This window comes from Trueperaceae bacterium (genome assembly GCA_036381595.1).
Lineage (GTDB): Bacteria > Deinococcota > Deinococci > Deinococcales > Trueperaceae > DASVCN01.
Window position 1 is genome coordinate 23,908 of sequence record DASVCN010000019.1, and the last position, 12,782, is coordinate 36,689.

General features: G+C 66.0%; 12 protein-coding genes and 1 tRNA gene. 4 read left to right on the forward strand and 9 right to left on the reverse strand.

The genetic code is table 11. The annotated features are described in order from the left end of the window. Position 1: 1 nt before the first annotated feature. The 6 genes from VF168_04385 to VF168_04410 all read right to left on the reverse strand — a co-directional run bounded on the left by VF168_04385 (position 2) and on the right by VF168_04410 (position 6,435). On the reverse strand, positions 2-214 hold the full coding sequence (locus tag VF168_04385; protein HEX7003406.1) for a hypothetical protein: 213 nt from the start codon (positions 212-214) through the stop codon (positions 2-4). A 5-nt stretch (positions 215-219) separates the two neighbouring features. After that, entirely contained in the window at positions 220-1,236 is a 1,017-nt protein-coding gene (locus VF168_04390; protein ID HEX7003407.1) for a dipeptide ABC transporter ATP-binding protein, read from the reverse strand. Then, on the reverse strand, positions 1,233-2,246 hold the full coding sequence (locus VF168_04395; GenBank protein ID HEX7003408.1) for an ABC transporter ATP-binding protein: 1,014 nt from the start codon (positions 2,244-2,246) through the stop codon (positions 1,233-1,235). Before VF168_04395 ends, VF168_04390 begins: the two co-directional genes overlap by 4 nt. Positions 2,247-2,369: 123 nt before the next feature. After that, positions 2,370-3,563, reverse strand: coding sequence for an ABC transporter permease (locus tag VF168_04400; GenBank protein ID HEX7003409.1), 1,194 nt, complete (start codon positions 3,561-3,563; stop codon positions 2,370-2,372). A gap of 8 nt (positions 3,564-3,571) precedes the next feature. Beyond that, positions 3,572-4,573 (reverse strand): ABC transporter permease, encoded by a 1,002-nt coding sequence (locus VF168_04405; GenBank protein HEX7003410.1) that lies wholly within the window; start codon positions 4,571-4,573, stop codon positions 3,572-3,574. Positions 4,574-4,674: 101 nt separating this feature from the next. Continuing rightward, positions 4,675-6,435, reverse strand: a complete 1,761-nt coding sequence (locus tag VF168_04410) for an ABC transporter substrate-binding protein (protein ID HEX7003411.1) — start codon at positions 6,433-6,435, stop codon at positions 4,675-4,677. Positions 6,436-6,656: 221 nt separating this feature from the next. On the opposite strand from VF168_04410, the gene VF168_04415 reads away from it, so the two are divergent. Further along, the gene (locus VF168_04415) at positions 6,657-6,917 is read left to right on the forward strand and encodes a hypothetical protein (GenBank protein ID HEX7003412.1); all 261 of its coding nucleotides are present in this window, start codon (positions 6,657-6,659) and stop codon (positions 6,915-6,917) included. Positions 6,918-7,047: 130 nt separating this feature from the next. On the opposite strand, the gene secG is transcribed toward VF168_04415, so the two are convergent. Further along, positions 7,048-7,278: a preprotein translocase subunit SecG gene (gene secG / locus VF168_04420; GenBank protein ID HEX7003413.1), complete on the reverse strand. Its 231-nt coding sequence runs from the start codon at positions 7,276-7,278 to the stop codon at positions 7,048-7,050. A gap of 90 nt (positions 7,279-7,368) precedes the next feature. Beyond that, positions 7,369-7,453, reverse strand: a tRNA-Leu gene (locus VF168_04425). A 147-nt stretch (positions 7,454-7,600) separates the two neighbouring features. On the opposite strand from VF168_04425, the gene purQ reads away from it, so the two are divergent. The 3 genes from purQ to purF are packed head-to-tail and all read left to right on the forward strand — an operon-like array spanning position 7,601 to position 12,056. Beyond that, positions 7,601-8,326 (forward strand): phosphoribosylformylglycinamidine synthase subunit PurQ, encoded by a 726-nt coding sequence (gene purQ / locus VF168_04430; GenBank protein HEX7003414.1) that lies wholly within the window; start codon positions 7,601-7,603, stop codon positions 8,324-8,326. Further along, complete coding sequence (gene purL, locus VF168_04435) at positions 8,323-10,587, forward strand: phosphoribosylformylglycinamidine synthase subunit PurL (GenBank protein HEX7003415.1); 2,265 nt, start codon at positions 8,323-8,325, stop codon at positions 10,585-10,587. Before purQ ends, purL begins: the two co-directional genes overlap by 4 nt. Then, on the forward strand, positions 10,584-12,056 hold the full coding sequence (purF, locus tag VF168_04440; protein HEX7003416.1) for an amidophosphoribosyltransferase: 1,473 nt from the start codon (positions 10,584-10,586) through the stop codon (positions 12,054-12,056). The genes purL and purF overlap by 4 nt, the downstream gene beginning before the upstream one ends. On the opposite strand, the gene VF168_04445 is transcribed toward purF, so the two are convergent. Continuing rightward, positions 12,053-12,781, reverse strand: coding sequence for a WecB/TagA/CpsF family glycosyltransferase (locus VF168_04445; GenBank protein ID HEX7003417.1), 729 nt, complete (start codon positions 12,779-12,781; stop codon positions 12,053-12,055). The genes purF and VF168_04445 overlap by 4 nt on opposite strands. Between the last annotated feature and the right edge of the window lies 1 nt (position 12,782).

Below are 12,782 nucleotides of genomic sequence, written 5' to 3' on the forward strand. Positions count from 1 at the left end.
CTCAGAACACCAGCTCGGTGAGGATCCAGGTAGCCAGCAGGATGCCGGCGATGAAGACGAGCAGGTAGGGAAGAGAGACCTTGTAGGTCCCCATTATCAGCTTCCAGACCTCGCCGGGCGTCATACGTTCCCGTCTGCGCCCGGCAGGGCGCTTCTGACGGTCGCTGCCGTCGCTCCCGTCGCCCGACCTCTGCCCTCGATCGTCTTCCGCCATACGGCCTAGGGACGCCGGATGCAGGCCTTGTAGTGGTCCGGATTCGACCCCACCTGCTCGAGGGGCGGCACGACATGAGCGCAGTCCTCGATGGCGATCGGGCAGCGGGTGCGGAACACGCAGCCAGACGGCGGGTTGATGGGGGAGGGGATGTCGCCCTGGAGGATGATCCGCTCCCGCTTGATGGTGGGATCCGGGATCGGCACCGCCGAGAGGAGCGCTTCGGTGTACGGGTGAACCGGGTTGGCGTAGAGCTCCTTCGCCGGAGCGATCTCCATGATCCGACCCAGGTACATCACTACGACCTTGTCACTGATGTACTCGACGACGCCGAGGTCGTGCGCGATGAAGAGCAGGGTGAGACCCAGCTCCTCCTTGAGATCCTGGAGCAGGTTGACTACCTGCGCCTGGATCGAAACGTCGAGAGCCGAGACGGGCTCGTCGGCGACGATGAACTTGGGGTCGACAGCGAGAGCCCGGGCTATGCCGATGCGCTGCCGCTGGCCTCCGGAGAACTCGTGCGGGTAGCGGCGCATGTGGCCCGCCGAGAGGCCCACGCGCTCGAGCAGGTTCGCTACCTTCGCCTCCCGCTCCTTGCCGCGCGCCAGTCGGTGGATCTGCAGAGCCTCCCCGATGATGTCGCCCACCGTCATCCTCGGGTTGAGGCTGGCGAACGGATCCTGGAAGATTATCTGCATCTCCTTGCGGTACTCCCGCATCTGGCTCTTCGAGAGCTTGGCTACGTCGACTCCGTCGAAGAGGATCTCGCCGGCGGTCGGCTCGATCAACCGCAGGATGCTGCGGCCGGCGGTCGTCTTTCCGCTTCCGGATTCACCGACCAGGCCCACGACCTCGCCCCGCTTGATCGCGAACGAGACGTCCTCAACAGCCTTGACGTTGGCGACTACCCGAGAGAAGATGCCGCCCCGGATGGGGAAGTACTTCTTCAGGTTGCGAACTTCCAACAGGTTGTCGGTGCCGGTGACGTGTTCGCTCGAAGGTTGCACGGTCGCCGTGGTCATGCCACCACCTCTTCGGTCAGGTCGATCTCGTTCCAGCGCACGCAACGGACCATGTGACCGTTACCGGTGTCCTCGAGCGGCGGGATGGCCTCCTTGCACTTGTCGCGAACGAAGCGGCAACGCGGATGGAAGGCGCAGCCCTCGGGCAGGAAGAGAGGGTTGGGCACGTTCCCGGGGATCGCTTCGAGTCGCTCCTGGTGGATCGCTGCCTTGTCCACGCGGGGTATAGAGTTGAGCAGGCCGAGGGTATAGGGCATCTGCGGTCGGGCGAAGATGTCGTTCACACTTGCCTCCTCGACCGCACGACCGGCGTACATGACGACGACCCGGTCGGCCACCTCGGCCACCACTCCCAGGTCGTGGGTGATGAACAGGATCGACATGCCGATCTCGCGCTGCAGCTGCTTCATCAGGTCGAGGATCTGCGCCTGGATGGTGACGTCGAGCGCGGTGGTCGGTTCGTCGGCGATCAGCAGCTTGGGGCCGCAGGAGAGCGCCATAGCGATCATCACGCGCTGCCTCATGCCGCCCGACATCTGGTGGGGATAGTTCCTGACCCGCTTGCCGGGTTCGGGGATGCCGACGAGGTCGAGCATCTCCGCGGCCAACTTCATCGCCTGGCGTTTGGACTTGCCCTGGTGGAGCACGATCGCCTCGGCGATCTGGTCGCCCACGGTGTAAACCGGATTGAGGCTGGTCATCGGCTCCTGGAAGATCATGGAGATGTCGTTGCCTCGGATGCTGCGCATCTCCCTCTCGCTCTTCTTCACGAGGTCCTGGCCTTCGAAGAGGATCTGCCCATCGGCGATCCGTCCGGGAGGGGAGGGGATGAGGCGCATAACGCTGAGGCTCGTGACGCTCTTGCCCGAACCCGACTCGCCTACTACCGCCAGCGTTTCGCCCTTGTCGATGTGGAACGACACGCCGTCGACGGCCTTGACGGTTCCCTCGTCGGTGTCGAAGTACGTCTTCAGGTTGTCTACTTCAAGCAGCCGTTCGGCTTTGGACATCGATAGATACGCTCCTAACGCTCACATTGTAGCGGACGTCGTGGTCGGGGGTTCCGGCACCGTCCGCGCGGACGGCCTCACGATTACGGTGACCGGCGTGAAGTCGAACGATGCGACGCCGCATCAGCGCCGCTTCCTCGGATCGAGGGCGTCACGAAGGCCATCGCCGACGAGGTTCCAGGTAAGGACGGCCAGGAAGATCGGGATGCCGGGGATGAGAAGCCAGGGCACGAACTGGATCGAGATGCCGCGCGCGGTGGCGTCGCGGAGCATGAGCCCCCAGCTGGCCGAGTCGAGCTCGCTGGGGCCGAGCCCCAGGAAGGAGAGGCCCACCTCGGCGAGGATGAATCCCGGGATGGCCAGGGTGAGGCTCACGATCACGTAGGAAGCGGTAGCCGGCAGAAGATGGCGCCACAGGACCCTCGTTTCGCTCGCCCCCAGCGCCTTGGCGGCGGCGGCGTAATCCAGTTCGCGGATCGACAGCACCAACCCGCGGATGACCCTCGCGAGCCCGCCCCAGCCGACGAAGCCGAGCACTATGACGATCATCAGGAACGTCTGGGACGAGGTCATCTCGAGCCCGAACGCCTGTGCCAGCGGGTTCTGCGGGTTGCGGAGCAGCGACGCCAACACGATCAGCAGGAACAGGTCGGGGATCGCGGCGAACACCTCGACCAGCCGCATTATGAAGTCGTCCACCCAGCCGCCGTAGAAGCCCGCCAGGCCACCCATCAGGAGGCCTAGGAAGAGCGAGACCCAGACCGCAAGGAGGCCGATGGTCAGCGACACCTGGCCCCCGTAGAGGACCCTCGAGAAGACGTCCTTGCCGAGGCCGTTCGCCCCCCACAGGAAGATCCGCGCGGGATCGTCGACCCCGAACAGGTGCAGGTCGCTCTCCCAGATCCCGAGGATCGTGTAGGTGGCCTCGGGCCGGTGCACGAAGAACTTGATCGGGTAACGCTGCGACCTGTCCTCGACGTAGATCCGCTGGCGCGTTACCGGATGCCGTTCGGACTCCGTGTTGTAGATGTACGGCCTGGTGAGGCGTCCGGTGTCCGGATCGGTCCAGTAGATGTTGGTGGGCGGGTGGAACGAGGTGACCGGGAAGCGCCGGTACTCGTTCAGATCGTACGGAGCCAGGAACCCCGCGAAGATCGTCACGATGTACATGAAGATGAGGATGCCGCCGCCTATGAGAGCCGCCTTGTGTCTGCGGAACTGCTCCCAGACGATCCTCGCCTGGCTCTTGCTCTCACGCTTGAGGAGCGGTCCGGCGTCGACGGCGCCCACGTTCGAATCTCTTTGGATGTCGCTCATCGGATCACCTAGTTGTAGCGGATCCGCGGATCCACCACGGCCAGGAGCAGGTCGGAGAGCAGGTTGCCTACCATCAGCAGTAGGGAGGAAACCACCAGCAGCCCCAGCACCACGTAGATGTCCTGGCGCTGGATGGCGAACAGGAAGGTGGGCGTTATGCCGGGCCACGACATCACGACCTCGACCAGCCCGGCACCGCCGATGAGCGCCGGTAGGATCCCGCCGATGCCGGCGATGAACGGGATGATCGCCGGACGCAAGGCGTGCTTGTAGGTGACCGTTCTGTCACCGAGACCCTTGGCGCGCGCCGTGCGGATGAAGTCGCTCTCCAGATACTCGAGCATCTGCCCTCGTAGGACCCGTGTGAAACCGGCCATCCCGGCGGTCGCCACCACGAAGGCCGGGATCAGCATGTGCAGGAAGATGTCGTAGCGCTTCTCCCAGAAGCCCATCTGCAGCCAGCCGCTGCTGGTCATGCCGGCCACCGGAAGCAGAACTTCGTTGTAGCCGAATGCGTCGCGGGTGAAACCGCGCAGGACGAAGAGCATGAGGACGATGACCTGTGCGAAGAAGAAGTTCGGGATCGCCAGGCCGAAGTACGAGAAGGCGCTCACAACCTGGTCGCCCACCGAGTACTGGCGAACGGCCGAGTAGACACCGGCGGGAATCGCCACCAGCCAGAGCATCACGATCGACATCGCGACGAGTCCCATCGAGTTCTTGATGGGTCGGGAGATGACGTCGGTCACCTCCTGGTTGCTGGCGAACGAAACGCCCAGGTCCCCCTGGAAGATGCTTCCCATCCAGCGGATGTACTGGACCGTCCAGTGCTGGTCCAGTCCGTACTGAGCCCGCATACGGGCGAGCGTCTCGGGCCTGATGTTGGGCTGCAGGGCCAGTTGGGTGAAATAGTCACCCGGCACCAGCTGGCTGATAACGAACGCCAGCAGGGTGGCGCCGAGGAATGTGGGGATGAGGTGAACGAACCTCCGGACGATGAACGGGAACAACCGATAGCCTCCTGGGGGCCGACCTATAGAACCTGCACGGGCCAGATCCGCAAAAAAATAGATGGTGGGTGGCGTCGGGCCACCCACCATTCAAGCACTAGTTACTGGACTTTGTAAGTCAGAACCGCTTCACGCGAACCGACGAGATCGTTGATGAACTCGGCGGGGTGCTCACCGCGAACCGTGTTGAGCCAGCTGTAGTGGGCCGAGGGGCTCACCGTGAAGATCAGCGGCTGGATGCTCGCGAGGACGTTCTGGATCTCGTAGCCGATCTCGCGCGCGGCCTCGGTATCGAGGGTCTGGCGGCCCTCGAAGTAGAGGTTGGTCGCCAGCGTCTCCTGCGGGCTGAGGCACTCACCCGAGGGGTCCTGGTTCCATGCGTGCAGGTTGGTCCCGCAAGGGATCACGTTGACGCCGAACGGCCAGTCGCGGGAACCGCCGGTCAGGCCGATGAGGATCGCTTCGAACGGACGGTCTTCGCCGACCGAGAGGAGCTGCTCGACCAGGAGGTTGAAGTCGAGCGTCTGCGCCTCGACGTTCACGCCGATGTCGCGAGCGGCGTCGGCGAATAGCTGCATGATCTGCTCACGCTGATTGTTCCCGGCGTTGGTGATGATGCGGAAGCCCAGCTCCTGGCCCTCGGCGTTCACCAGCCAGCCGTCAGAGTTGCGGCGGCTGAAGCCCAGGCCGGCCAGCAGTTCGGCAGCGGCCTCAGGGTCGTACTCGAACTTGGGAACGTCGGGGTTCACCCAGTACTCGAGCACCTGATAGACGTTCGACCACATCGGCGAGGCGGCTCCACCGTATACGAGCTCGACGATCGCTTCACGCGGCACGAGGTGGCTCATCGCGCGGCGGAAGTCGGCGCTGCGGAAGAGTTCCTGCTTGAACGGGTTGCTGGCGTAGTTCCAGTTGAAGACGATGAACTGGCTCGAGGCGACAGGGCTCGCGTTCTCGATGACGGTCGCGTCGATGTCGCCGTTCTGGATGGCGACGTTTATCACGCCGATGTCGTCGAGGTTACGGGGGGCGAACAGGTCGATGTCGCCAGCCAGGTAGAGGTTGAGCGCGGCGTCCTGGTCCTGCACCAGCTCGAAAGAGTAGGTCTCGAGATAGGGGAGGGGGTTGCCGGCCTCGTCGACGTTCCACTCGCCGAAGTAGGGGTTGCGGGTGTAGATGAGACGCTCGTCCGGGAGGAACTCGGTGGGGACCCAGGGGCTGGTCCAGACGGTCTCCGAGACGTCGACGTCGAGGCCCCAGGCCTGCTTCAGCGCCTCGGCGCCGCCCTCGCGGTAGATCTCGCCGAGGATGTGGTCGGGAGCGGGGAAGTGGCTGCCGATCACCGGGAAGGCGGTGCGATCCGGCACCGGGAAGATGAAGCGCATGCTGCGCTCACCGGTGATCTCCATCTGGATCTGCTCTTCGCCGATGAACCAGCTGTCGTACGCGTTGGAGCCGACGTCGGGGTCGGTTTCTGCGAGGTAGCGGAAGTAGTAGTCCTGAACGGTAACCGGTGTGCCGTCCGACCACTTGATGCCCTCACGCAGGACGAGGTCGACGACAGTCCCGTCTTCCGAGACCTCGAAGCTCTCGGCGGCGTAGGGGATCCACTCGTCCGAGTCGGGCGGGAGCAGGAGCAGCGAGGCGCCCTGAAGCATGAGGAGGTCGCGCGAGGCGTGCGACTCGGCCGATACGAAGGGGTTGAAGGTGCGGGGGTTGCTTATGTCGTACGTGCGCAACGTGCCGCCCGAAACCGCTTCACCGGGCTCCGCGACCGTCCACTCACTGGGCCACACGAACGGCTCGGCCAGGGCCACCTGCGCTAGCGCGGCGATGGCCAGACTCAGTAGGACTCTCTTCATGCTACCTCCAAGATTGTCGTCGACGAGCAACGAGGCGGTCGCCTCGCTTGCCCACCGGAGAACTATACGACGTGAAAAAGAGTACCGTGGAACACCCTCCCGTGCAAGGTTTGTCCCTCCCGCGCATCTTCATTACTCCTCAACTTCGGGTCGGGTCCAGCGTCATTCCGAAGGTGAGTTCTTTCGCTCCCGGTTCCGTTCGGGCGGAGTTACATGTGGGCATGGAAGGCACCCGCCCCCAGACCGCCCAGCCGTCGACACGCGTGCGCCTGACCGGACGCCTAGACTCCCTCACCACCTGCAAGAGTTCGGGAGGCTACGCGCTCGTCGGCAAGTTCCGGCTCGACTCGCCCTACCATGGGCTGTCCAGCCTGCCCCTTAGGCTTCCGATGGGAAGTTCCCTGCTCTCGGGCGACAGCGCCGTGCTCGAAGGGATGCTCGTGGAGGAGCCCGAGAACATCCTCTTCGACTGCTGCACCTGAGGGACCGGGAGCGATCGGCCCCGTTCCCGCGAACGGGCCCAAGGAGATCCCGATATGAACGCTCCCGGCGACATTCGCCGGGAGCGTCGTTCACTGTTGTCGGCGTATTCCCCTAGCGGGGCACCTTCCCCTAGCGGGGCACCACCTGCAGCGCCAGGGCCAGCAGACCCCAGATGATCCCCAGGTAGATGGTGAGACGGTGAAGTCCGCCGGCGGTGCCGCCGCGGGTCCCGAAATCCTGCCCGCCGCCACCGCCGCCGAGCCCCTCACCGAGCCCGGACTGCTTCGGCTCCTGCATCAGGATGATGAAGGTCAGCAGGACCGACAGGATTATGAAGAGAGTGAGTATGAGCCAGAACATCGAGCCTCCAGGCGCAGCTTGCGCGCCAGCAACCGCACCGTCACGACGCGGAAAGCGCATCGCACGCTCGAGCGTGCGTGAGTACGCGGGTGGTGCCGGGAGCGGGACTCGAACCCGCACGCCTTGCGGCGGTAGATTTTGAGTCTACTGCGTCTACCGATTCCGCCATCCCGGCAGGCAAGGGGAGCAGGCAGAGCGCTTCCCGGGCCAAATGCACAGCATACTATCAGGGTCGTTTCGGGTCGGTCAATCGAGCCTGAGCGGTGGTAAGCTTACCCGTCGCGACCGCCCCCGGCGGTCCATTGTGGATGGACGAGGTTCGATGATCGGAGTGGTCCGCTTTCCAGGTTCGAACTGTGACGAGGACGCCTGCTGGGCGCTGTCGCAGCTGGGTGGCACAGTGAAACTGATCTGGCACAGGGAGACGCGGCTCGACGGTGTCGACGCGGTCGTGCTGCCGGGAGGTTTCTCGTACGGAGACTATCTGAGAAGCGGCGCCATGGCGGCGCAGAGTCCGGTCATGGAGGCGGTCCGGGAGTTCGCCGCGTTCGGCGGCCCGGTGCTGGGGATCTGCAACGGTTTCCAGGTACTCACCGAGAGCGGTTTGCTCCCCGGGGCGCTGGCCCGCAACGCCAGGCCCCACTTCCTCTGCCGGAGCGTTCACGTGCGCGTCGAGAGGACCGACCTCGAGTTCACCGCCGGCTACCGTGGGCGACAGGTGTTGCGGCTGCCGGTGGCGCACGCCGAGGGTAGCTACTTCGCCGACCCGGAGACGCTGAGAGCGCTCGAGGGACGGAACGGAGTGGTATTCCGCTACTGCGACGACCGTGGCGAGATCGAGGCCGAGGCTCCCAACGGCAGCGTCAACGCGATCGCTGGCATCGTGAACGAGCGGGGCAACGTCCTGGGGATGATGCCGCACCCTGAGCGTGCCGTCGAGGGGGAGCTGGGCGGCGACGATGGCGTCCCGCTGCTGGCCTCGCTGCTGAACGGGCTGCGAGCCGCGGCCGAGGCTGGCACCACGTCCGCGCGGACCGCCTCGGCATGAGCGACGTGGGGGTGCGCGAGTCGCTCCGTTCCCAAGCGGCGGTGTTCGGCCTGAGCGAGGCGGAGTTCGACCTCGTGGTCGAGTGCTTGGGGCGCGAACCCAATGCCCTGGAGGCGGCGATGTTCGGCGCGTTGTGGAGCGAGCATTGCGGCTACAAGAACTCCCGGCCGCTCCTGAAGCTCCTGCCCACGGCCGGTCCGCAGGTCCTACAGGGACCTGGGGAGAACGCCGGCGTCGTCGACATCGGTGATGGCTGGGCGCTCGCCTTCAAGATGGAGAGTCACAACCACCCCAGCGCTGTCGAGCCCGTGCAGGGAGCGGCGACAGGGGTTGGCGGCATTCTGCGCGACATCTTCGCCATGGGAGCTCGCCCGGTGGCTGTGCTCGACGCCCTGCGCTTCGGTCCGCTCGACGGCACGGAGGAGGGGGAACGCAATCGCTGGCTGCTGGCCGGCGTGGTGGAGGGGATCTCTCACTACGGCAACGCCATCGGCGTGCCCACCGTGGGCGGGGAGATCGCCTTCCATCCCAGCTACAGCCAGAACCCGCTGGTCAACGTCATGGCCGCCGGCTTGATGCGTCACGATGCGCTGCAGAGCGGCACGGTGGGGACACCCGGCAACCTGCTCGTCTACGTGGGCTCGCGGACCGGCCGCGACGGCCTGGGCGGCGCAGTGTTCGCCTCGGCCGACCTGCACGTGGCCAGCGAGGCCGACAGGCCGGCCGTCCAGGTGGGCGACCCGTTCATGGAGAAGCTACTGCTCGAGGCGACCCTCGAGGCGATCGAACGGAAGCTGGTGGTGGGCGTTCAGGACATGGGCGCCGCCGGCCTGGCGTCGAGCGTGGGCGAGATGGCGCACCGTGCCGGCCTGGGCGTCGACCTGTGGATCGACCGGGTGCCGCGCCGCGAGGAGGGGATGACCCCGCTGGAGGTGATGCTCTCAGAGAGTCAGGAGCGGATGGTCCTCACGGTCGAGCCGGAGCGGCTCGACGAGTTGCTGGAGTTGCTCCACCACTGGGAGCTCGACGCGGCGGTCATCGGCGAGGTCAGAGCAGGCGGCCGGCTCCGCATACTCGAGGAAGGCGAGGTCGCAGGCGACTTGCCGGTTGCAGCACTCAACGAAGCGCCCACCTACCGGCGCGAGGGTACCGAAGCGGTCGGTATCGCAGAGATGCGCCTGAGACCGGTCGACGTGCCCCTTCCCGGCGACCTGGCCTCCGTCTGGCTGAGCCTCCTTTCCTCACCTACGATCGCCTCCAAACGGCCCGTGTTCGAGCGTTACGACCACCAGGTGATGACCAATACGGTCGTGGTACCGGGGGCCGGCGACGCCGCCGTCCTGAGGATCAAGGGGAGTCGCCGGGGCATCGCACTGAGCGTCGACTGCAACGCCAGGTACGTTGGCCTCGATCCCTACGAGGGCGCTCGCCACGCTGTCGCCGAGGCTGCCCGGAACGTCGCTTGCGTGGGGGCGAGGCCACTCGCGATCACCAACAACCTCAACTTCGGCAACCCCACCCGGCCCGACGTCTACTACCAGCTGGAGCGCTCGATCCTCGGACTGCGCGACGCCTGCCTGGCACTCGACACGCCGGTGACGGGCGGCAACGTGAGCCTCTACAACCAGTACCGGGGCGAGAGCGGCTCCATGGTCTCGGTCCTTCCAACGCCTACGGTGGGCATGGTCGGGGTGCTGGAAGACGTCACCCGGCACGCCACCCTAGGCTTCGAGGAACCCGACGAGGCGATCCTCCTCGTGGGCGGGCTCACCGGCGAGCTGGGCGCGAGTGAATACCTGGCCCTGATCCACGGCCTGGAGGCCGGCAGCCCGCCCCGTCTCGATCTCGAACTCGAGCGGCTGGTCCAGCGGGGAGTGGTCGCCGCCATCTCTGCCGGACTCTGCACCACCGCGCACGACGTGGCCGAGGGGGGCCTGGCGGTAGCCTTGGCAGAGATGGCGATCGCTGGCGGTGTTGGCTTCGAAGTAGATCTCGATCCCCAAGGCCTGGTGCCGGAGGGGGAACCGCGAACCGACGAGCTGCTGTTCGGAGAGGCTCCCTCGCGGATCCTGCTGGCCGTGCCTCGCGACCGCGCCGATAGCGTCGTGGCTGCCCTCCTGCAAGAGGGAGCCCCGGTCAGGGAGATAGGCCGGACGGGCGGTGAGGTCGCTGCCATCAGAGTCGCCGGCGAGCGGCTCGAAGTGCCGGTAGCGCTCCTGAAGGAGGCGTTCGAACGGCCGCTCGAAGAGGCGCTCTCGTGAATCCTGAACCTGTGAACTGGGACCATCCGAGCCAGTGGGACAAGCCGGGCGAGGAGTGCGGCATATTCGCCGTCCACCTGCCGCACGGGGCAGACGTCGCCTCGCTTTGCCACCTGGGTCTGTTCGCCCTTCAGCACCGCGGCCAGGAGTCGTGCGGCATCAGCGTCGCCGGCGACGGAGAGCTGCGGATCGAGAAGGACATGGGGCTTGTCTCCGAGGTGTTCACCGAGGAGCGGCTGGACAAGCTGCGTTTCCAGGACGCGCGCAGCGGTCTGGGCCATACCCGTTACTCCACTACCGGATCGAGTCTCCGGTTCAACGCCCAGCCGCTCACGGTCCGCTCCAACAAGGGGATCATCGCGCTCGCTCACAACGGCAACTTCACCAACGCCAAGGCGATGCGGCGGCAGATGCTCGACGAGGGTGCGGTGTTCCAGACCACCAACGATTCCGAGGTGATGATCAACCTCATCGCCCGATACAGTCACCTCTCCCTCGAGGATGCCACCGCCCGGGTGATGACCGAACTCGAGGGCGGTTTCGCCGTCGCACTCATGGCCGGCGAGCGGGTGATCGGCCTGCGTGACGGCCACGGCGTGAGGCCACTGGTCATCGGCGAGCTCGATGGCGGTTACGTCTTCGCTTCCGAGAGCAGCGCCCTGCACGTCATAGGCGCTCGCTTCCTGCGCGACGTGCGCCCCGGCGAGCTGGTCGTGGCCGACGACGACGGTCTCCACTCGAGGCAGGTGCTGGAGCCCAGGAGCACACCTTGCGCCTTCGAATGGATCTACTTCGCGCGAGGTGACAGCGTACTGGAGGGCGAGGGCGTTCACTCGGCGAGGCTCCGGATGGGAGAGGCGCTCGCGCGCGAAGCGCCGGTCGACGCCGACCTGGTGGTGGGGGTTCCCGAGTCCGGGATAGCCGCTGCGATTGGTTTCGCCCGGCAGTCGGGGATCCCCTACGATGTGGGGCTGTACAAATCGCCCTACGCCGGTCGAACGTTCATCAACCCGAACCAGCGGCTGCGGGAGCTCAAGGTGAAGCTCAAGCTCGCTCCCACCGAAGCGGTGCGCGGCAAGCGGATCGTGCTGGTAGACGACTCGATCGTACGGGGCACGACCTCTGGGCGGATCGTGCAGATGCTGCGCGAAGCCGGTGCGAGCGAGGTCCACTTCCGGGTGTCGAGCCCGCCCATCCGCTTCCCCTGCTACTACGGCATCGACACCGCGGCACGCGCGGAGTTGGCGGCCGCGTCGATGGAGGTCGAAGGGATCCGCAGCAAGATCGGCGCCGATTCGCTCGCGTTCATCAGCGAGGAAGGCCTATCCAGAGCGATCGGACTTGGCCGCACCTGCCTCGCCTGCTTCAATGGCCACTATCCGGCTGGACACCCTGGCGAAGACGCCTCGAAAGAAGAGTTGGAAACCGAGCAGAAAGCCAGCTCCAGGTTGACCCCAGAACGGGTCTAGAGCCGCTGTTCCCGGCGCCGGACGAGCCGCACGAACTGCAGCAATCGGGGTATCCGGTGCCAGCGGCGCCTGTCGAGGCCCACCCGCCAGGCCCACTCCAGGTTGAACCGCCGGGTCCACTGCGGGGTGCGCCGGGCCTCACCGGCCAGTACGTCGAGGGTTCCGCCCACGCCCACCATCACCCTTGCCCCCAACTCCGAACGGTAACGGTCAAGGAACTGCTCCTGTCCCTCTCCCAGGCCGGCCAGAAGCAGGTGCGGTCGGGTTTCGCCGACCTGGGCGACCACTTCCTCCGGCTCCTCGAAGTAGCCGTTGCGGGCTCCCGCGACCTCCACTCCCCAACGTTGCCGGGCGTTCTCGGCCGCGCGCAGCGCCACTCCAGGCTTCGATCCCAGGAAGAAGACGCGGAGGCTCTCGCCACCCATCTCCATCGCCCTGCACACCAGGTCGATGCCGGGCACCCGGCCGGGAAGGGTCTGCCCCTGGCGCCTGGCCGCCCACAGCAGGCCGACGCCATCCGCGACAGTCAGGTCGGCGTTCTCCAGGGTCGCGCGCAGCGACCCGTCGGATGCGGCGCGCACGACGATCTCGGGGTTGAGGGTGACGATCAGCCTGGGCCGGTCCGTCTCCTGAGCGGCCTCGACGATCCATCGCGCCGCTTTCTCCAGGTCGAGCCTGGCGATCCGGTAGCCGAGGACCGGGACGGTGTCGGGGGCGCGGGGCACG